The following is a 20,466-nucleotide window of genomic DNA, read 5'->3' as shown; positions in this document are numbered from 1 at the left end:
GGGTTCGAGACCCTGGCGGCGCACGATGGCGATGGCGAGGCGTGTTCGCGGAAAGCGCGAACCGGCCTCGCCATCGTTGTTTGTGCGCGGCTTCGCCGCGCGGTGTGGGGGCTCCGCCACCCACACCCCCTCCCCCCCGGAACCCCGGCGAGCGCAACTCCAGAAGCAGGCGCCACCCGGCCCCGCCCGCCGAAAGCGCGCCCCCTCGCGCAGGAACCAGCCCCACACCACCCCACCAAAGGCGCCGCCCCGGCCCCCCGCGAGGAACTCACCGCTCACACCCTCCGCACCCCAGCGAGCCCGACCCCAGAAGCAGCCGCCACGCAACCACATCGACGACGCGACCCCCCGCCCCCGCACAAAACCAGCCCCACACCACCCCACCGAAGGTGCGGCCGGCCCCCGCCCCCAGAACCCGTCGCCGCGCCACCCCGGCGAAGACCCAACCCCCGCCCCACCTCAGAGGCTCGCCGCTCACGCCCCCTCCCGCCCCCGCGGAGAAGCGGCCGTCTGGTGGGAACTGGGAGGCTTGTTGGTTTGGCCGGATAGGCTCTCGTCATGGCAGGCCGTGACCTTCAAGAGCGGATCAAGAAGCTCATCATCGACCGCCGGCTGCCCTCCGGGGCGCCGCTGCCGACCGAGCCCGAGCTGATGCGGTTCCTCGGTGCGAGCCGGAACTCGGTGCGGGAGGCGCTCAAGGCGCTGCAGGCGATGGGGATCGTGGAGATCCGACACGGCTTCGGGACGTACGTCGGCCCGATGACCCTGGCGCCGATGATCGAGGGCCTCGCCTTCAGGACCGTCGCCGGGCACTACCGGGGCGAGGACTCGCTGCTGCAACTGCTGGAGCTGCGCGAGGCCGTGGAGACGGGGCTGATCTCCAGGCTGGCGGGGCGCATCCCGGAACGGGACCTCGTTGAACTCGACGGTCTGGTGAGCCGTATGGAAGAGCAGACGGCGCGAGGAGGCGCCGGTCTCGCGGACACCGACCGCGCCTTTCACGCCACCCTCTACCGGGGACTGGACAACGTGTTGCTGGGCGAGGTCATGGAGGCGTTCTGGGACGCCTTCCACCGCGTGCAGACGGATCTCGGCGGCGCGCCGCCCGACCACCGGATCACCAGCCGGCAGCACCGGGACATCCTCGACGCGGTGCGTTCCGGCGACTCGGTACGGGCGGAGGCGGCCATAAGAGAGCACTTCGGCAACATCCGCGCACGACTGTCGACGACCGTCCACAACTGATCCACGGAACCCCCACACGCGCCACAATGAACGCGTATGACCGGTAAACACCGCGTTTCGCATCTTGCGATCATGAAGGACGCCGTAGAACCCTGTTTTCCAAGATGCTGCGGATACGCGGCAGTTGGGGGACTAGTAAGCGGTTGCCGGATCTGCGGGGGTAGGGGGCCCTGCGAACACGCCGATGCCGAGGGGGGCATCATGCAACCGGAAGGTCGCGGTTCCATGTCTCAGGGTGTGGGAAGTGTGGTGACTGCGGCCGGTCACTGATACGCCTGTGGGGGGAAGTCGAGGGGGACTCGGCCCGCAGGCGGAGGGAACCGACACAACACGCGGGCGTGCCCCGTGTGTGGGGGGATGACTCATGACGTCGACGCCGACGGGCGCCCGGCATAACTTCGACCCGTCCGAAACCGCACAGCTGAGGGTGCCTTCGCAGCACCGCAACAGCACCACCGGCCAGTTCCGCCGAATCAAGAAGACACTGCCGAGATACGACTACGAGCACTACAGCCGACTGGCGGGCCCCCTCACACAGCCCGACCCGAACAAGCCCTACAAGGTGCAGTACCGCTCGCTGCTCTCGCAGGAGCCGCACCGGGTGCGCGCCGCCCTGATGCTGGGCGCGGCCCCGCTGCTCTCGCTGATCCTGCTGGCCTGGCTGATGCAGCCGCAGCACTGGACCGAGCGCGAGTACCCGGCCTTCAGCCTCCTGCCGGCGCTCGACGTGGTGATGCTCGTCTCGATCGGTCTGATCGAGTTCTTCCGCTGTCTGAACGTGCTGTCGAACGCACACGCCACCCTGGTCGCCCGCGACCCGATCCCGGTGGTCCCGGAGACCGGCACGAGAGTGGCGTTCATCACGACCTACGTGCCCGGCAAGGAACCCCTGGAGATGGTGACGAAGACCCTGGAGGCGGCCGTCAGGCTGCGGCACCGGGGCCTTCTGCACGTCTGGCTCCTGGACGAGGGCGACGACGACCAGGTCAAGGCGGTCTGCGAGCGGCTGGGCGTCCACCACTTCTCCCGCAAGGGGGTGGAGGGCTGGAACCAGAAGAAGGGCCCGTTCCGCGCCAAGACCAAGCACGGGAACTACAACTCGTGGCTCGCGGCACACGGCGACGACTACGACTACTTCGCCTCGGTCGACACCGACCACGTCCCGCTGCCCAACTACCTGGAGCGGATGCTCGGCTTCTTCCGCGACCCGGACGTCGGCTTCGTCATCGGCCCGCAGGTGTACGGAAACTACGACAACCCCATCACCAAGGCGGCGGAGTCGCAGCAGTTCCTGTTCCACGCCCTCATCCAGCGGGCCGGTAACTTCTACGGCGCCCCGATGTTCGTGGGTACGTCGAACGCCGTACGCATCAAGGCGCTGAAGCAGATCGGCGGTCTGTACGACTCGATCACCGAGGACATGGCGACCGGCTTCGAGATCCACCGGCACAAGAACCCGGCGACGGGGCGGAAGTGGCGCTCGGTGTACACGCCGGACGTGCTCGCGGTGGGCGAGGGTCCGGGCGCCTGGACGGACTTCTTCACCCAGCAGCTGCGGTGGTCGCGGGGGACGTACGAGACGATCCTCAAGCAGTACTGGAAGGGCTGGTTCTCCCTGCCTCCGGGCAAGCTCTTCAACTACACGATGATGATCATCTTCTACCCCATGTCGGCCCTCAACTGGATCCTGGCGGCGCTGAGTTGCGCGCTGTTCCTGGGCCTGGGCGCCTCGGGTGTGAACATCGACCCGACGGTCTGGCTGATGCTGTACGGCAACGCGTCCGCGCTGCAGATCGGCCTGTACATCTGGAACCGCCGGCACAACGTCTCCCCGCACGAGCCCGAGGGCTCGGGCGGTGTGGCGGGCATGGTGATGTCGGCGCTCTCCGCGCCGATCTACGCCCGCTCCCTCATGGACGCCGTGCTGCGCCGCAAGAGCAAGTTCGTGGTGACGCCCAAGGGCGAGTCGACCAGCCCGGACACCCTGTTCGGGACCTTCCGTATCCACCTGTTCTTCATCCTGGTCTTCGGCGGCTCCATCGCCGCCGGTATCACGCTGGGGCACTCGCACCCGGCGATGATCACCTGGGCGACCTTCGCCCTGCTGATCACCGCGTCGCCGATCTTCGCCTGGCAGTACACGCTGCGGAAGGCGAAGAAGGAGCCGTCCGTGCCGGTGTACGAGGAGCCGCAGGACGCGCCGCTCTCCGTGCCGTACCAGCCGCGCCCGCTGCCCGCGCAGCACACTCCGGCCCACGGCACCGCCCAGAAGCCCAGCTGGGCGGCGTCGAACGAGGGCCCGGACGGCCAGGGCGACTCGGGCAACGACCAGACGATGCAGATCGCACTCGGTGGATTTGGGGGACGTAAGGAATGAACGACCGTGCAGGCCGCCGCCGTGCTCGCAGGCTCGCGATCGGTACGGCGGTGGTGCTCGCGCTGGCCGGGATGAACGGTCCGTGGCTGTACCGCTTCGGGACAGAGAAGTACCACGCGTACAAGATCAACAGACCCGAGTACAAAGCGGACAACGGCCACTGGCAGATCATCGAGTTCCCCAAGAAGTACCGCCAGGACACCATCCACGCGGCGCTGCTGCACACGGGGAAGGTGCTGCTGATCGCGGGCTCGGGCAACAACCAGGACAACTTCAACGCGAAGAAGTTCGACTCGCGGATCTGGGACCCGGTCAAGGGCACCATCAAGAAGGTGCCCACCCCGGCCGACCTGTTCTGCACCGGGCACACCCAGCTGGCCAACGGCAACATCCTGATCGCGGGCGGCACCAAGCGGTACGAGACACTGAAGGGCGACGTCACCAAGGCGGGCGGCCTGATGGTCGTCCACAACGAGAACCCGGACAAGCCGATCACCCTGCCCGCGGGCACCAAGTTCACCGGCAAGGAGAACGGCAAGACCTTCGTCTCCAAGGACCCGGTGCTGGTGCCGCGCGCCAAGAAGGTCTTCGACAAGGCGACGGGCAAGTTCCTGCGCAATGACCCGGGGCTCGGCCGGATCTATGTCGAGGCACAGAAGAAGGGCACCAAGTACGAGACCGGCACCCAGGACAACTACCGCATCCAGGGCCTGACCGGAGTCGACGCGCGCAACACGTACGGCATCGCGCAGAAGCTCGCGCTCGACAAGAAGGACTTCCAGGGGATCAGGAACGCCTACGAGTTCGATCCGGTCGCCGAGAAGTACATCAAGGTCGACCCGATGAACGAGGCGCGCTGGTATCCGACGCTGACGACCCTGTCGGACGGCAAGATCCTGAGCGTCTCCGGGCTCGACGACATCGGGCAGCTGGTGCCGGGCAAGAACGAGATCTTCGATCCGGCGACGAAGAAGTGGACGTACACGAAGAAGATCCGGCAGTTCCCGACGTACCCGGCGCTGTTCCTGTTGGAGAGCGGGAAGATCTTCTACTCGGGGGCGAACGCGGGGTACGGGCCCGACAACGTCGGCCGTGATCCGGGTATCTGGGACGTCGACACCAACCAGTTCACCAAGCTCCCCGGGCTGAGCGACCCCAAGATCATGGAGACGGCCGGGACCGTGCTGCTGCCTCCGGCGCAGGACGAGAAGTACATGGTCATCGGGGGCGGCGGGGTCGGTGAGTCCAAGCTGTCCAGCAAGAAGACACGGCTGATCGACCTCAAGGACAAGAACCCGAGGTTCGTGGACGGGCCGGAGCTGGAGAAGGGGACACGCTATCCGCAGTCCTCGATCCTGCCCGACGACACGGTGCTGGTGTCGGGCGGTTCGGAGGACTACCGGGGGCGCGGTGCCTCCGACATCCTCCAGGCCCGGATCTACCACCCGGACAGCAACAGCTTCGACCGGGTGGCCGATCCGCTGGTGGGCCGGGACTACCACTCCGGTTCGATCCTGCTGCCCGACGGCCGGGTGATGTTCTTCGGCTCCAACCCGCTCTACGCGGACAAGGCCAACACCAAGCCGGGCTTCTTCGAGCAGCGCATCGAGATCTACACGCCGCCTTATCTGTACCGGGATTCACGGCCGACGCTGACCGGTGGCCCGCAGACGATCGCCCGGGGCGGCACGGGGACGTTCACCTCACCGCAGGCCTCCGCGATCAAGAAGGTACGGCTGATCCGGCCCAGCGCGTCGACGCATGTCACCGATGTGGATCAGCGGTCGGTCGCGCTGGACTTCAAGACGTCCGGGAACAAGATCACGGTGACGGTGCCGAAGAACCGGAATCTGGTGCAGTCCGGCTGGTACATGCTGTTCGCGGATGATGATCAGGGGACGCCCAGCAAGGCGCAGTGGGTGAAGGTGCCGTAGCGCTCCCGCGGGTGCGGGGTGGGGTGGGGTGCGGGTGCGGATGTCACAGCCCCGCGCCCCATTACGGGGTCGATGCTTTGGCCAGCTTCAGTGCGTAGGCCGGCCACCAGTCCCCGGCCTTCGGGCCGCCTTTGCATGTGCCGTCTGATTCTCCCGGCCGCTTCACCCACAGGTAGGCGTCGACCAGGGGGTCAGCCGTTTTCGTGGTCGGGGTCTCTCCCAGGGCCCGGCCCGGGGGGTTGCACCAGTTCTCGTCCGGGTTTCCGGCCGTGTAGGGGCCGTTGCCGTTGCGGCTGGTGTCGATGACGAAGTGCTTGCCGCCCACCTTGGCGGAGAGCTGCCTGCCGTAGGCGATGGAGTCCTTGGTCGAGTAGAAGTTGGCGACGTTGACCGAGAAGCCGTCGGCCCGGGCGATGCCCGCTCGCTGCAGGGGCTGGGAGATCTGGTCGGGGTGGCTCCAGCCGGCGTTGCCCGCGTCCAGGTAGACCTTGGTGGACTTCAGTGACTTGAGCTTGGTGACGGCGTAGTCGAGGAGGGCGTAGCGCTCCTCCTGGAAGTCGGGCTGGGTGCAGCCGTCCACCAGGTGCAGTACGGCGTCCGGTTCGAGGATGACCATCGTGGGGCGGTCGGCGATGCCCTGGGCCACCGCGTCGATCCAGGCGCGGTAGGTGTCGCCGTCGGCGGCGCCGCCCTGGGAGTACTGGCCGCAGTCGCGGTGCGGGATGTTGTAGAGGACGAGCAGGGCCGTGCGGCCGGCCTTGTCGGCGGCCTCGGTGAAGCCCTGGGCCTCCTGCTCGGGGTTCTCCGGGCCGATCCACTCGCCGGTCGGATGCTCGGCGATCTTGCGGATCTGCTCGGCGTCGGAGTCCTTGCCGGACTTGGCGTACGCGGCGACCTGGCGGGCCGCGTTGCCGTCCGGGTTGACCCAGAACGGGTCGGCCTCCTTGGGCTGCTGGGTGATCCTCGCGCCGGCGTCCTTGTCCTTGTCGCCCGACGAGGAACATCCCGCGACCAGCAGTGCCGCCCCCAGCACCGCCGCGGAAGCCCTCACCACTGCTGAAGGGGCGCGCCGGCCTCGGGAAGCCGAATGCGCGGAGGCCCTCATGCCGTACATCCAACTCCCCCTTGGGTGCCACGGTCTCAAGTCTCAATCCTGACATACGCCCCGCACCGCCCACGAGGCCGCCCGAGCCTTGTCGGCGAGCTGTTACAGCACGGATGGTGGGGGTACGCGCGCGTCTGCACAGGGGGCGGGCGGTGGCGAAGGGGGGCGCGCGGTCATGCACCACTCCACCCGGGAACTCCGGTTGGCGGCGGCACTGGTGGAGGCGGGAGACACCGTCGTGGACGGCTTCGACCCGGAGCGGTATCTACGGCGGCTCGCGGACCGGTGCGTGGAGTTGCTGACCGCGCGGGCGGCCGGGGTGATGTACGTCGACGGAGGCCGGAGCGTCTCGCTCACGGGGTCCAGCGGCCATGAGGAGATGGCGCTGGAGCTGTTGCGGGCCCAGCACGACGGCGGCCCCTGCCTCGACAGCTACGCCTCCGGCCGGCCGGTCGCGCCGGTCTCCATCCGGGCGGCCCGGTCGGCCTCCCGCTGGCCGGAGTTCACGGAACGCGCCCTCAGGCACGACGTCGTCACCACCTACGCCGTCCCCCTGCGCCGGCACGACCAACTGCTGGGCGCGCTCAATGTGTTCGTGCCCACCCTGCCCGAGGACGAGCCGTCCGACGGCGGCACCGACCTCCAGCTCGCCCAGCTGCTCGCCGACGCCGGCGCCCTCGGCCTGCGCAATCACCTCACCTACGTCGGCTGCCGCACCGTGACGGGCCAGCTGCAGCAGGCCCTGGCCAGCAGGGTCCGGATCGAGCAGGCGAAGGGCATGCTCGCCGAGCGCTGGCGCGTCCCCGCGGACCACGCCTTCGTCGCGCTGCGCTCCTACGCCCGCCGGCGCCAACTGCCCCTGGACCAGGTCGTGCAGTCGGTGATCGCGCGGGTCGCGGACGACGCGGAACTGCGCCGGGAGGCGCCGGGGCCCGTGTGAAGGCCCGCACGGGCCGCTTTCAGCAGGGCGTATGACGGAGAGCCACCGCGGGGGAACCTGGCGTCGAACGGCCTCTAGGCTCAAGCGCTCATCCGTTCTAGGGTGGGCTCAGACGACCCCAGCCCCCGGTCGGAGACCACCTCACCGTGTACAGGCCTCCCGCGCCGGTCGCCGGGTTACTCCCGCAGCCCGTGCGCGCGCGGTTGAGGACCAGCCCGGTCGACGGCTTCCGGGGGAGCGGGCCGTCGACCGGGCCAGGTGCCCTCGGTCCATGGATCCCGTTCCCGGAGCGGTCGGCTCTCACCGCCCGGTGCCGGTCAGATACGCCGACACGACCACGTTCGCCGTGTAGCTGCGGCTGGCCCGGTCGAAGGTGCCGCCGCAGGTGATCAGCCGCAGCTCGGCACGGCCCGGCCTGCGCTGTCCGTAGGCGTGCCGGGCGTCGAAGTGGTCGCGGCGGAGGACCTCGACGTCGTCGACCGTGAACTCGGCGACCTTGCCGTCGTCCCGGATCACCCGGATCGTCTCGCCCGGCCTGAGGACGCTGAGCTTGTAGAAGACGGCGGGCCGGGTCTCGGTGTCGACGTGCCCCACCATGAGCGCGGGCCCGGCGGCTCCGGGCTTCGCGCCGGACGCGTACCACCCCACCACCCCCGCCTGGTCGAACGGCGGCGGATCGATCGCGCCCTGCCGGTCCAGACCCCGCCCCACCACCGGCGCCTGCACCCCGAGCTCGGGAATGTCCAGCCGCAGCGGCGACGCGTCCCCCAACGGCCGTGCCGCGGGCGGAAGTCGGGGCGGCCGACCGACGGCCGCCATGTCCCCGGTGGCCGGGCCGGATATCCCCTGCCGCCCATCGGTGACCTCCCGCCCCCACAACCACAGCCCGAGCAGCAACACGGCCCAGGCGAGCCCTGTCAGCAGCCGGCCGGAGAGCGCGGGGCGCCCCTGATCAGGAAGACGGTCCTCCACGGTCAGCCCCCCACCGGAGGCAGAGAGCACCGAGGCAGAGCGCACCGCCCCACACCGCCACGATCGACACCCACCCCAGCAGCCGGCTCGCCCCCTCCACCGAAGCGCCCCAGCCCCGGACGGAAGACAGGACCGGGAGACCGGCACACCTCACCCTCGTCGAACCCCTGCCGAAGCCCGCCAACCACCCCGAAAACCCGCCCCGCGCCCCCGCCACCCCGCCCAGAACGCCCAACCAGACCACAAGCCCGACCCGCCCCTCCCCCATCGGCGCCCGCCCAAAGACGGACACCCGGTCTACGGCACCACGAGCGAGACAGCACGCCCCAGCCGCCCGGCCGAAGGCAAACGGCCCTTGCACGGCACCCCGAGCCGACCGCCACCACCCGGCCGACCCGCCGAAGGCAGACAGCCCCTCCACGGCACCGCGAGCCGACCGACATCGCCCGGCCGCCCGGCCGAAGGCAAACGGCCCGCGCACGGCACCCCGAGCCGACCGCCACCACCCGGTCAACCCGCCGAAGGCAGACAGCCCCTCCACGGCACCGCGAGCCGACTGCCATCCCCCGGCCGCCCGGCCGAAGGCAAACGGCCCGCGCACGGCACCGCGAGCCGACCGTCACCACCCGGCCGACCCGCCGAAGGCAGGCAGACCCTTCACGGCACCCCGAGGCGGCCGGTGTCACCCGGTCGGCTCGGCGGAGGTGCTGGGGGGTGGTCGGTGTGGTGGGGATCATTTGGGGTCGCGTCTGCGGCGGCCGCCCAGGAGGGCCACGGCGACCGCGGCGACTCCGGCTAGGACCAGGCCCGTCACCGCGTGTGCCGTGCCGGGGGCGGCGGAGCGGGTGTCCACGGACGCGAAGTGGGCGGTGCCGCCGCCACCCGCGTGGACGGGGGCGACGGGGGAGGCGGCCGGGGTGACGGGGGCGGCGGACTGCGTGCCCTGGGCCACCACCGTGATCCGGCCCTTGATCTCGAAGTCGGCGCAGGTGATCTTCACGTCGTAGGAGCCCGGCTCGGCGGTGGAACGGACCCGGGTCTCCCCGGCGAGCGTGCCGCCGGTGCCCGCGAGATGCGCGTCCGCGACGAACGCCGAGGAGACGGCGGTGGCGGTCCTGCCGGAGCAGCCGGCCACCCGCAGGGCGACATCGGCGCCGGCGGCGGGGGACGTCGGGGTCACCGAGACACTGCCGCCGCCTCCATCCGCCGCGTGAGCCGTCGGGGTGAGCGCGCAGGCGCCCAGGAGCCCTGCGCAGAGAGTGAGGCGTAGTGAGCCCATCGTGAAACCTCCAGTCACCTGGAGACTCCCCCGGCGGCCCGGACCCCGCATCCCCAGCGGGGCCCGCACTGCTCCAAACGGGTCCGGAAAGGTTTCGCCGCGATCCGTCCCGCTCGCGTACCCGCGGGGACGGCCCCGCTCAGACGAGGTCGACCAGATCCGCGATCGAGTCGACGATGTGGGACGGGCGGTAGGGGAAGTCCTCGACCTGGTCCGGCCGGGTGAGCCCGGTCAGGACCAGGAAGGTCTGCATCCCGGCCTCCATGCCCGCCAGTACGTCGGTGTCCATACGGTCACCGATCATCGCGCTGGTCTCGGAGTGCGCCCCGATGGCGTTCAGCCCCGTCCGCATCATCAGCGGGTTGGGCTTGCCCGCGAAGTACGGCTTCTTGCCGGTCGCCTTGGTGATCAGCGCGGCCACCGCGCCGGTCGCCGGGAGCGGACCCTCGTGGGAGGGGCCGGTCTCGTCCGGGTTGGTGGCGATGAAACGGGCACCGTTCTGGATCAGCCGTACCGCCTGGGTCATGGCCTCGAAGGAGTACGTCCGGGTCTCGCCGAGGACGACATAGTCCGGCTCGTGGTCGGTGAGGATGTACCCGATGTCGTGCAGGGCGGTGGTGAGACCCGCCTCGCCGATGACATAGGCGCTGCCTCCCGGCCGCTGGTCGTCCAGGAACTGCGCGGTCGCGAGCGCCGAGGTCCAGATGGACTCGACCGGCACGTCCAGGCCCATACGGCGCAGCCGGGCGTGCAGATCACGGGGGGTGTAGATCGAGTTGTTGGTGAGGACCAGGAAGGGCCGCCCCGACTCGCGCAGCTTCTTCAGGAAGGCGTCGGCGCCGGGGATCGGTACGCCCTCGTGGATGAGCACACCGTCCATGTCGGTGAGCCACGACTCGATGGGCCTGCGTTCTGCCATGTGCGGGATCTCCTGCCGTACGCATGTACGCGGTGCTGCGTCGCCCCCAGCCTAGACAGTGCCGGAATCCTGGGGGAATGGCCGTCTCAGCGGCGCCCGCGCGAGCGCCGGACGAGCAGCAGCGCGCCGCCGGTGGCGAGGAGGACGGCGGCGGTGGCGGCGAGGGCCGCGCGCGGGGTGTCGAGGCCGGTCCTGGCGAGTTCGTCCGCGAAGGGCAGGGTGTCACGGCCGCGACGGGGCGGTGCCGTGCCGGTGCCGGGCTCGGCGGACGGCTCGTCGCCGATGGTGAAGCGGTAGTCGCCGGACTGGCCGACCCAGTCGCCGTCGTCGTCGTGCCGCTGGACGACGGCCGCGTTGGCGGTGACCTCGTTCGGTACGGCGTCCGGGGTGAAGGCGAGACGGACCTTGACGGTGAGGGTGGTGCCGGGGCGGACGGTGAATCCCGGGAAGCCGTCGTCGAAGGGGCCGACGAGTTCGGCCTCGTCCGTCGTCCGGAACCGTACGGGGTGGGCGCGTCCGTCGCCGCCGCCCCGGCCGTCGTAGAACTCCAGGCGTGGCTGGGCGGGTTTCAGCGCGCGCTTGCCGTCGACGAGGACGACGACGGGGTGGATGGCCGTGCAGGTGCGGGTGGTGGTGTTGGTGAGGTCGAGATACCAGGTGCGGTATCCGCCGCCGGACTCGTAGCTGTCGGGGGCGTCGTGGATGCGGGTGGTGAGGGGGAAGCGGGGGCCTTCGGAGCAGTCGGGTGCGGCGGACGCCGGGCTCGCGGTGGGAAGGAGGGCGGCTGCTGCGAGGCAGAGGGACAGGGGCGTGGGCAGTAGTCGCATGAACACATGACCATGCCGGGTGCGGGCGCGGGCGCGGGGACGCCCCTCCGTACGGCTCCCGAAGTCCCCTCGATCAGCGCACGCGCGTGGGGCCGGCTCAGCCGTCGGTACGTCCGAACACCGGTCCGAGCACCAGCTGTGCCGCCCCTTCGGCGATCTCGCCCGAGGCGACCCGCACGGGGACGGGTTCCTGGCCCGCGCGCCGGGCCCATTCGTCGAGTACGGCGGCCACGCCCCGTACGAACGTCTCCGGCGCGGTGGCGACGGTACGGCCGCCGAGCAGGACGAGGTCCACGTCGAGCAGCGCGACGAGGTTGCCGGCGCCGACGCCGAGCACCCGGGCGGCCTCGGCGAGATCGCCCCGGGCGACGGCCGCCAGGCACAGCGCCTCCACGCACCCCCGGTTCCCGCAGCCGCACGGCGGCCCGTCCAACCGCACGACCTGATGCCCGAACTCCCCGGCCCCCGTCCGGGCTCCCCGATGCACGGCGCCCCCGATGACGAGCCCGGCGCCGAGGCCCGTACCGACGTGCAGATAGGCGAAGGAACCTCCCTCGCCGCCGACCGCCAGCCCCAGCGCCGCCGCGTTGGTGTCCTTGTCGACGACCACCGGGACACCCAGGCGATCGGCGAGGGCGTCCCGCAGCGGGAAGCCCTCCCACTCGGGGAAGCGGGTGACGCGGTGCAGGACGCCGTGGGTGTGGTCGAGGGGGCCGGGGAGGGCGACACCGACGCCGAGGAGGGACGGCACGGAGGCGAGCGGGGCGACGGGGGACGGGGTGGGCGCGAGGTCCGCGGAGGGAGGGGCCTCGGCGGTGGGGCCGGCCGTCACCGACGCTCCGGCGCCCGGCCGGTCGGGTCCGCCGGCCGACGGTCCCGCGGGTCCGCCCAGCCCGGCGCCCACCAGCCCCGCCACCTCCTCGGCGACCGCCTCCACCACCGCCGCCACGCCCAGATCCGCCGACGCCCGCTGCTCCCCCACGACGGCTCCGGTCAGGTCCACGAGCACCGTCCGCAGTCCGTCGCGGTCCAGGTGGACGCCGATCGCGTGGCCCGCCTCCGGGACCAGCCGCAGGACCGTGCGGGGCTTGCCGCCCGTCGACGCCCGGTGGCCCGCCTCCGTCGCGAGGCCGTCGGCGCGCAGGCGGGCGGTGATCTTGCTGACCGCCTGCGGGGTGAGTCCGGTGCGCTCGGCGATTTCCAGGCGGCTGATTCCGTCCGCTCCGGCCGTGCGCAGCAGGTCGAGGACGAGTGCGGTGTTGTGGCTGCGGAGGGCGAGGAGGTTCACGCCTCAATTCTCTCTCCGGCGCTTGCACTTTGGCAACGGTGTTGCGAAAGTGGGAGGTATGACTGGTACGACTGCCACTCCTCGCCGTGTCGGGCTCGTCGGGTACGGGCTCGCCGGGTCCGTCTTCCACGCGCCGCTGATCGCCGCCACCGAGGGCCTGGTCCTCGACACCGTGGTCACCTCGAACCCCGAGCGCCAGGAGCAGGCCCGCGCCGAGTTCCCGGACGTACGGCTCGCCGCCACCCCCGACGAGCTGTTCGCCCGCGCCGACGGCCTCGACCTCGTCGTCATCGCGTCGCCCAACAGGACGCATGTCCCGCTCGCCACCACCGCCCTCGAGGCCGGTCTCCCGGTCGTCGTCGACAAGCCGGTCGCCGGCACCGCCGCCGAGGCCCGCGAGCTCGCCGCCCTCGCCGAGAGCCGCGGCCTGCTCCTGTCCGTCTTCCAGAACCGCCGCTGGGACAACGACTTCCTGACTCTGCGCAAACTGCTCGCCGAGGGCGAGTTGGGTGACGTATGGCGCTTCGAATCACGGTTCGAGCGGTGGCGGCCAGAGCTCAAGGGCGGCTGGCGCGAGTCCGGCGATCCGGCAGAGATCGGAGGTCTCCTCTACGACCTCGGCAGCCATGTCGTCGACCAGGCCCTGACCCTGTTCGGCCCGGTCACCACCGTCTACGCGGAGTCGGTCGTGCGCCGCCCCGGCGCCGAGACCGACGACGACACCTTCATCGCCCTGGCCCACGCCAACGGCGTCCGCTCCCATCTCTACGCCTCCGCGACGGCCGCCCAACTCGGCCCGCGCTTCCGGGTGCTGGGCTCGAAGGCCGGTTATGTGAAGTACGGCCTCGACCCTCAGGAGGCGGCCCTGCGGGAGGGCGGGCGCCCGGGCGAGGGGTGGGGAGGGGAGGCCGAGTCGGAGTGGGGCCGTATCGGCGCCGGAGAGTCTCCCCTCACGGGCGGCGGCACCGCCGTCCCCACCCTGCCCGGGGACTACCCCGCGTACTATGCGGCCGTGACCAGGGCCCTCAACGACGACGGTCCCAACCCGGTGACCGCTCTCGAAGCGGCCGCCGCCCTCGACGTGCTCGAGGCGGCCGGCCGTTCGGCCCGCGACGGAGTGGCGGTGACGCTGTGACACACAACACCGGGATCACCCCGAAGTTCCACCCGGAGATCACTCCCCCGCTGGAGGAACTGGAGGCACAGGAACGGCGCCTGGTCTTCCGCCAGTTCACCCACGAGGACGCCTGGGCGCTGGGCTCGCTGCTGGTGGAGCTGGCGCGGGAGCGTCAGGCCCCGGTCGCCGTCGACATCCGCCGCGCCGGACAGCAGCTCTTCCACGCCGCGCTGCCCGGCTCCACCCCCGACAACGATGCCTGGATCGACCGCAAGCGCCGGGTCGTCGAGCGCTACGGCGAGGCCTCCTATCTGGTCGGCGCCCGCTTCCGCGCCAAGGGCACGACCTTCGAGGACTCCTCCCGTCTCGACCCCGACGTGTACGCGGCCCACGGCGGCTCCTTCCCGATCACCGTGGAGGGCGTCGGCGTGATCGGCACGGTCACCGTGAGCGGGCTGCCGCAGCTCCAGGACCACCGGTTCGTGGTGGAGGCGCTGGAGGAGTTCCTCGCGAAGGGCTGAGCCACGCTCACGGTATTCACACGTTTCCGGGGACTATCCCGAGGCGCCCTCCGGTTGGCACCGCTGTACACCGCACAGCATCCGACCGGAGGGACCGAACCCGTGAGTGACGCCATGAAACAGTCCGTCGGCCGCTACGGCATCTGGAGCGCCGGTCTGCGCGCGGAGGACCCCGCGCGCCGCACCGAACTCGCCGAGGCCGCCGCCGAGCTGGAACAGCTCGGCTACGGCGCCGTCTGGCTGGGCGGCAGCAGCGCGGCGCGGCACGCCGTGCCCCTCGTCGAGGCGACCTCGAAGCTCACCGTCGGCACCAGCATCCAGTCCATCTGGCAGTACGAGGCGGCCGAGAGCGCGGCGGCCTACGCCGAGGTGGAGGCCGCCCACCCCGGGCGCTTCGTCCTGGGGCTCGGCGTCAGCCACGCCAAGATCGCGGAGCAGTACCGCCGCCCGTACTCGGCGCTGGTCGCCTATCTCGACGCCCTCGACGCGGCCGGTGTCCCCGCGGACCGCCGGGTACTGGCCGCCCTGGGCCCGCGGAGCCTGGAGCTGGCCCGCGACCGCTCGGCGGGCTCGGTCCCGTATCTGGTCACCGCCGAGCAGACGGCCGCGGCCCGCGAGATCCTGGGCGAATCCCCGCTCCTGGCCCCCGAGTTGAAGGTGGTCCTGGAGACGGACCCGGCCAGGGCGCGCGCGGTGGCCCGGGACACCCTGGCCATCTATCTCACCCTGCCGAACTACACCAACAACTTCCTCCGCAACGGCTTCACCGAGGAGGACCTGGCCGACGGGGGCAGTGACCGGCTCGTGGACGCGGTCTTCGCGTGGGGCACCGAGGACACGGTCCGGGCCCGGGTCACGGAGTTCCTGGACGCGGGCGCGGACCATGTGGCCCTGCAGCTGCTCGACGACGGGGCGCGGGACACCCTTCCCCTGCCGGGGTGGCGCAGGCTCGCGGAGCTGCTCATCTGACCGCGCGCCTCACAGTCGGCTCGTTCCGGGGGGCTCGTAGCCCGTTCTGAGGAAGTCCTGCAGACACAGTGCCGCGAACGCCGAGGACAGGAACTTCCACTCCGGGGACTGGCGGGCGTCGCCGAAGTCGCTGATGCCGCGGAAGATCAGCCAGCGCCGGTCTCCGACGGCCTTGACGAAGCCGTAGGACTCCATGTCGGCCGCGCGGATCGTCTCGTCGTGCCGTTCCCGGAGCGCGGGCAGGGACGTGCCGTCCCTCAGGACCTGCTCACCGGTGGCGATCGTCGCGTGGACGGTGTGCACCTCGGGCACGTGCCCGGGGGGCAGCGGAGCCGGGCGCTGGTGGCCGGGCAGGCCGTCGACGAACTCCGTCACCCGCGCCGGGAAGTCCGATCTGCGGGGGTCGTAGTAGAAGAGCCCGTACCCGAACGGGTGGCGGCCGTGCTCGCTCTCGGGGCGCGGCTGCCACACGTCCGGGTCGGCGTAGCGGCCGGGCTCGTAGTACAGGACACGGTCGCTGACGACGACGTCCCCCAGCTCCACCTCGCCGCGGATGCCGGCCGCGGTGCCGAGGAGGAAGACCGCCTGCGGGGTGAAGCGTTCGACGAGGGCGTGGACGGGCCGGCCCACGCGTACCTGTCCGGCCTGCCCGGCCGCCGTGACGACGACCGTGAGGCGGCGCGCGGGCTGGTTGCTGTTGGCGATCTCCGCAACGTAGAAGCGCTGGCCGTCCTCGGAGGTCTCGAAGACGGTGCCGTCCAGGCCGAACACCGCGAGAGCCGCGTCGAGTTCCTCCCGGATGACGGTCACGACACCGACGTCGGCCCGCACCTTCTCGGCGACCGGCGCCGGCATCCGGCGCAGCGGAGCGGACGGGTCGGCGGGCAGGAAGCCCTCCACCACCATCCGGTCGAGCATCGCCTTGTACTCCTCGGGCAGGCGTGGGGCCTTGGAGGCGTAGTCGGCCATCAGCAGGCTGCGTTTCATGTCGCCGGTGCCATCGGGGGTGACGTCCTCCGAGTCCCACTGCGCCCTTCTGGCGTGCAGGAGGTGGACCAGGGTGCGGCAGGCGTCCTCGGCGCTCTCCTCGGGTGTCATCGCACGCTCCTCGCCGCCCGGATCCGGTAGAGCGGGTGGACGGGCAGTCCGCCGAGGTCGCTCTCCTCGGAGAAGTCGACGATGGGGATGAAGGCGCGGGGCTCGACATCGTGCAGCTGCAGGATGGTGCGCATGGTGCGGGCCGTGCTGCCGGAGACACGGGCCCCGTCGAGGATCACCACCTTGCCGCCCCGGCTGCGCAGATGGCGCAACTGCCGTCGCCACAGGTGCTTCTGCGTCTCGCGCAGGTGCTGGGAACGCTGGTCGTCGTCGAGGGTGGTGTGGTAGCCCAGCACCTCGCTCGGGATACGGATCACCGTGGGCCGGTCCTCCATGAGTGTGGCCAGCCGGTCCACCACGGACCGGATGGGGGACTCGTCGGGGCAGACGACGACCACGCCCGACGGGAATCCCAGCGCGTCCAGCAGCGTCATGACCTTGCCGGCCACCCAGCCGCCGTGTTCCTCGAACACCTCCTTGAGATCGGGCGCGTAGAGGAACCGCCGTCCCGAGGGCGGCGGGGCGATCCCCTCGAAGCGCCAGGCGGAGGCCAGGAAGACGTCCCAGGCGTCGTAGGTGCGCAGGGTGGGGCCGTCGCGCAGCGGATCGGTGTGCGGCAGGCCGATGGCGCACTGCTCGCACTCCTCCCGGAGTCTGCTCTGCCGGTCGCACACCATCGCCCCGCCCAGCGGGACCGGCGACTTCGCCAGGGTCAGCCCGGACTGCGAACTGGTGATCATCACGGCCCAGGCGCGGGGCGCGAGGTCGACTCCCTGAGCGCGCAGGGCACGGATGACGTTGTCGTAGGTGGCGGTCCGGTCGACCACGGAGAAGAACGGCACGACCGTCTCGTCGATGTCCGCGGGGTCCATCGGACGGGTCCCCGTGGCGTCGAGGATCCGTCCCTCGGGGTCGAGGCGGCCGAAGCGGCAGCCCCGGGCGGCCGCGAGGCCCGCGACGACCTCGTGCAGCCCGGTCTTCTGCCAGTCCCTGCTGACCAGGAACAGCTTGCGGTCGGGGACCCGTGGCTCGATGACCCGGGTCAGCCAGTCGTCGGCGAGCCGGCCGATCTCGGGGACGGCGTTCTCGACGTCGAAGAAGTACCGGCGGCAGCGCGCGCCGCCGTGTCCCGAGACGCCGTAGTGACCGAGTCTGCGGACGACCTTCGCCGACAGCGGGGACTCCTCGGGCTCGGAGCGCGCCTGCCGCTCGCGGTACCCGCCCGCGAACCCGGGGTCGGGGGCCTCGCCGCGGACGACCTCGCACTGTCCGTCGTTGGCCAGCACGATCAGCCGGCCGGTGCCGGGCGCGGTGTCGTCCCGCGAGCGGAGTTCGAGCCAGAACCCGGAGCTGTCCGGTGGGAGCCGGGGCAGCATGACGACCAGGGAGCGGTCGGCGGCGTCCTTGTGCCAACCGCAGGTCAGCCGGGCGACGTTGAACAGCAGCGGTTCACCCAGCAGGTGGTACGGGTTCTCCGCCAGGTCGACGATCAGGAGCTGCGGGCCCTCGCCGACCGGGAGATACCGGCGGAGGTAGGAGCCTGGATCGGGGGCGGGGGAGCTGAGTTCCTCCGGGGTGACGTAGACGGTCTCCTCCGCCGTCGGTTCCGACGCAGCGGGCCCCGCCAGCCGTTCGCCCAACCAGCGGTACAGCTCGGCGCGTTCGGCGGAGATCGGTTCGGGGATGTCCCGGCCCACGGCGATCTTCCGCGCGGTGACGGTCACGGTGGCCTCAGGCATCGCGCACCGGCAGCCGTGCGGAGACCAGACAGCCCTGCTGGTCCGGGAGTCGGGGCCCGGAGGCGAGATCGATCCGGTACCCGCCGAGCGGGTCCGCGGAGACCTCCAGACGGTGCCGTCCGGAGTCGATGCGCAGCACGCCACGGAAGGTGTCGACCACGCTCTTGTAGAGGCTGTATATGCGGTGGCTGCCCCACCCCCCTTCCGCGGGGTCGGGGTCGTACGGGCTGCTCCTCACCACGCTCGCCAGGAGCAGTTCGGCGTCGTCGGTGTCGGGCAGCGGCCGGCGCCGGGCGTGGTAGCTCTCCATCTGCCGGCCGGCGCGGTGCACCCGGAACACCTCCCGCGCGAGCGGTCCGGTGCCTATGGCCTTCCGTAACCAGTACGGCTGCAGATCACCGTCGTCCCATTCGCTGATGGTGAGCACACCGGTGCCGTCCGCGCTGCCGGGCAGTTCGAGCTGGGCCCCGATGAGCGCGACGCTCGCGTGGGAGCGCTGCGGGACGCCCGAGACCATCTCCTGCACGAGCACCCGCAGGACGTCGGCGGCGGGGCCCGCCAGGACGCTCTCCAGCAGCCGCATCAGGGCGTGTCCGCCCCAGTGCGACACCTCGTCCGGGAGCATCCGCTGCCGGGTGCCGGGGTCGGTCAGCGGGTAGGGGCGCAGGCCGAAGCAGTGCTGGGCGCTGAGATAGGCGTGCACGGAGGCGCGCGGGCTGTGCGAGCCCTCGCCGGCGGCGTGGGCCGGCCACTCCTCGCCGAAGTAGGCGTGGTCCTCGGCCAGGACGACGTGCTGGAAGGGGGTACGGGTGACGGCGGAGACGGCGTCGGGAAAGCGCCAGAGCCGCAGCTGGTGCCGTGCCACCGCGGCCACCGGCAGGCGTAATCGGGTCGGGTGTCCCGATCGCGCGCGGGCCGCCATCGCCGACAGCAGCTGCTGGAGGGCGACCACGTCGAACGACCGCGCGGGCGCGAGATCGACGAGGACGGGCTCCCCCAGCAGTCCGAAGGACACCATCCCGACGAGCGCCGGATCCAGCGCCGACGTCGACACATGTCCACCGAGACGCAGTGCCGGCATGTCCACCGCGTCCGGTGCTCCCCGTTGTGACATGCCGCGAGGGTGAAGCCTCGGTGCGGCCCCTGGCAATACCCGTGCAGCGGGCAATTGCCAAGGACCCTCACATATCAACTGCCTCGCGGCTACGCGTCCTTGAGTTCCTGCCGCTGGCGCCCCAGCCCGTCGATCTCCAGCTCCACCACGTCCCCGGCCCGCAGGAACGGCTTCGGCTCGGGCTGCCCCAGCGCGACCCCGGCCGGCGTACCGGTGTTGATGACGTCACCCGGGTACAGGGTCATGAACTGGCTGACGTAACGCACGACTTCGGCCACCGGGAAGATCTGCTCGGCCGTGGTGCCGTTCTGCTTCAGCTCGCCGTTGACCCACAGCCGCAGCGACAGGCTCTGCGGGTCGCCGACCTCGTCGGCCGTCACCAGCCACGGCCCGAGCGGGTTGAACGTCTCGCAGTTCTTGCCCTTGTCCCAGGTCCCGCCGCGCTCGATCTGGAACTCCCGCTCGGACACGTCGTGCGCCACCGCGTACCCCGCGACATGCCCGAGCGCGGCCTCGGCCGACTCGACGTAGCGCGCCGTACGTCCGATGACGACCGCGAGTTCGACCTCCCAGTCGGTCTTCGTCGACCCGCGGGGCACCAGCACCGTGTCGTGCGGCCCTACGACCGTGTCGGCGGCCTTGAAGAAGATCACCGGCTCGGCCGGCGGCTCGGCGCCGGTCTCGCGCGCGTGGTCGTGGTAGTTCAGCCCGATGCACACGATCTTGCCGATCCGCGCGAGCGGCGGTCCGACCCGGAGCCCGGCGGCGTCCAGCACGGGCAGTTCACCGGACTCGGCGGCGGCCCGGACCCGGCCGAGCGCGGCGTCGTCGGCGAGCAGCGCCCCGTCGATGTCGGCCACGACACCGGAGAGGTCCCGCAGCACTCCCTCGGCGTCCAGCAGCGCGGGCGTCTCCGCTCCCGCCGTACCGACTCGCAGCAGCTTCATGATCAGTGTCTCCCTAGATCTCGGGCGGTCCTCCGAAGGGTGCAGCCATCGGATGACTGGTCGATCCTCCAAGGT

17 protein-coding genes are annotated in these 20,466 nt (G+C 71.2%); 7 read left to right on the top strand and 10 right to left on the bottom strand.

All coding sequences use genetic code 11. The annotated features are described in order from the left end of the window. Positions 1 to 558 precede the first annotated feature (558 nt). The 3 genes from ABZT17_RS28190 to ABZT17_RS28180 all read left to right on the top strand — a co-directional run bounded on the left by ABZT17_RS28190 (position 559) and on the right by ABZT17_RS28180 (position 5,556). Positions 559 to 1,245 carry a FadR/GntR family transcriptional regulator gene (locus ABZT17_RS28190; protein ID WP_356352632.1) on the top strand — a complete coding sequence of 229 codons (687 nt, stop codon included), beginning with the start codon at positions 559 to 561 and terminating at the stop codon, positions 1,243 to 1,245. A gap of 364 nt (positions 1,246 to 1,609) precedes the next feature. Next, a complete protein-coding gene (locus ABZT17_RS28185; RefSeq protein WP_356352630.1) occupies positions 1,610 to 3,622 on the top strand; it encodes a glycosyltransferase family 2 protein in 2,013 nt (670 codons plus the stop codon). Beyond that, a complete protein-coding gene (locus tag ABZT17_RS28180; protein ID WP_356352628.1) occupies positions 3,619 to 5,556 on the top strand; it encodes a kelch motif-containing protein in 1,938 nt (645 codons plus the stop codon). Before ABZT17_RS28185 ends, ABZT17_RS28180 begins: the two co-directional genes overlap by 4 nt. Positions 5,557 to 5,617: 61 nt before the next feature. Here the strand turns inward: ABZT17_RS28180 and ABZT17_RS28175 are convergent, their stop codons facing one another. Beyond that, positions 5,618 to 6,670 carry a glycoside hydrolase family 6 protein gene (locus ABZT17_RS28175; protein WP_356352626.1) on the bottom strand — a complete coding sequence of 351 codons (1,053 nt, stop codon included), beginning with the start codon at positions 6,668 to 6,670 and terminating at the stop codon, positions 5,618 to 5,620. Positions 6,671 to 6,836: 166 nt separating this feature from the next. Here ABZT17_RS28175 and ABZT17_RS28170 point away from each other — a divergent pair, with 166 nt between their 5' ends. Beyond that, entirely contained in the window at positions 6,837 to 7,601 is a 765-nt protein-coding gene (locus ABZT17_RS28170) for a GAF and ANTAR domain-containing protein (RefSeq protein ID WP_356352624.1), read from the top strand. 300 nt (positions 7,602 to 7,901) lie between these two features. Here ABZT17_RS28170 and ABZT17_RS28165 read toward each other — a convergent pair whose 3' ends face one another. The 5 genes from ABZT17_RS28165 to ABZT17_RS28145 all read right to left on the bottom strand — a co-directional run bounded on the left by ABZT17_RS28165 (position 7,902) and on the right by ABZT17_RS28145 (position 12,886). Further along, positions 7,902 to 8,579 (bottom strand): class F sortase, encoded by a 678-nt coding sequence (locus tag ABZT17_RS28165; RefSeq protein WP_356352637.1) that lies wholly within the window; start codon positions 8,577 to 8,579, stop codon positions 7,902 to 7,904. A gap of 727 nt (positions 8,580 to 9,306) precedes the next feature. Beyond that, positions 9,307 to 9,852, bottom strand: coding sequence for a hypothetical protein (locus tag ABZT17_RS28160; protein ID WP_356352622.1), 546 nt, complete (start codon positions 9,850 to 9,852; stop codon positions 9,307 to 9,309). 139 nt (positions 9,853 to 9,991) lie between these two features. After that, entirely contained in the window at positions 9,992 to 10,771 is a 780-nt protein-coding gene (locus ABZT17_RS28155) for an HAD-IIA family hydrolase (protein WP_356352621.1), read from the bottom strand. A gap of 86 nt (positions 10,772 to 10,857) precedes the next feature. After that, the gene (locus ABZT17_RS28150) at positions 10,858 to 11,604 is read right to left on the bottom strand and encodes a hypothetical protein (protein WP_356352619.1); all 747 of its coding nucleotides are present in this window, start codon (positions 11,602 to 11,604) and stop codon (positions 10,858 to 10,860) included. A 91-nt stretch (positions 11,605 to 11,695) separates the two neighbouring features. Further along, a complete protein-coding gene (locus ABZT17_RS28145) occupies positions 11,696 to 12,886 on the bottom strand; it encodes an ROK family transcriptional regulator (RefSeq protein ID WP_356352617.1) in 1,191 nt (396 codons plus the stop codon). A 58-nt stretch (positions 12,887 to 12,944) separates the two neighbouring features. Here ABZT17_RS28145 and ABZT17_RS28140 point away from each other — a divergent pair, with 58 nt between their 5' ends. The 3 genes from ABZT17_RS28140 to ABZT17_RS28130 all read left to right on the top strand — a co-directional run bounded on the left by ABZT17_RS28140 (position 12,945) and on the right by ABZT17_RS28130 (position 15,493). After that, positions 12,945 to 14,021, top strand: coding sequence for a Gfo/Idh/MocA family oxidoreductase (locus ABZT17_RS28140; RefSeq protein WP_356352615.1), 1,077 nt, complete (start codon positions 12,945 to 12,947; stop codon positions 14,019 to 14,021). Then, positions 14,018 to 14,524, top strand: a complete 507-nt coding sequence (locus tag ABZT17_RS28135; protein ID WP_356352613.1) for a heme-degrading domain-containing protein — start codon at positions 14,018 to 14,020, stop codon at positions 14,522 to 14,524. Before ABZT17_RS28140 ends, ABZT17_RS28135 begins: the two co-directional genes overlap by 4 nt. Positions 14,525 to 14,626: 102 nt before the next feature. Then, entirely contained in the window at positions 14,627 to 15,493 is an 867-nt protein-coding gene (locus ABZT17_RS28130) for an LLM class F420-dependent oxidoreductase (protein WP_356352611.1), read from the top strand. 9 nt (positions 15,494 to 15,502) lie between these two features. Here ABZT17_RS28130 and ABZT17_RS28125 read toward each other — a convergent pair whose 3' ends face one another. From ABZT17_RS28125 to ABZT17_RS28110, 4 genes are all read right to left on the bottom strand, one after another. Continuing rightward, positions 15,503 to 16,591, bottom strand: coding sequence for a hypothetical protein (locus tag ABZT17_RS28125; protein ID WP_356352609.1), 1,089 nt, complete (start codon positions 16,589 to 16,591; stop codon positions 15,503 to 15,505). Continuing rightward, positions 16,588 to 18,330, bottom strand: coding sequence for a hypothetical protein (locus ABZT17_RS28120; RefSeq protein WP_356352608.1), 1,743 nt, complete (start codon positions 18,328 to 18,330; stop codon positions 16,588 to 16,590). The genes ABZT17_RS28125 and ABZT17_RS28120 overlap by 4 nt, the downstream gene beginning before the upstream one ends. Next, a complete protein-coding gene (locus ABZT17_RS28115; protein ID WP_356352606.1) occupies positions 18,323 to 19,444 on the bottom strand; it encodes a hypothetical protein in 1,122 nt (373 codons plus the stop codon). The genes ABZT17_RS28120 and ABZT17_RS28115 overlap by 8 nt, the downstream gene beginning before the upstream one ends. Before the next feature lie 89 nt (positions 19,445 to 19,533). Then, the gene (locus ABZT17_RS28110) at positions 19,534 to 20,391 is read right to left on the bottom strand and encodes a fumarylacetoacetate hydrolase family protein (protein ID WP_356352605.1); all 858 of its coding nucleotides are present in this window, start codon (positions 20,389 to 20,391) and stop codon (positions 19,534 to 19,536) included. Positions 20,392 to 20,466: the final 75 nt, after the last annotated feature.

Origin of the sequence: Streptomyces sp. NPDC005648, from assembly GCF_040605395.1 — a bacterium.
Lineage (GTDB): Bacteria > Actinomycetota > Actinomycetes > Streptomycetales > Streptomycetaceae > Streptomyces.
The sequence above is the reverse complement of the archived record's forward strand: the minus strand, read 5'-3'. Positions and strand labels throughout refer to the sequence as shown.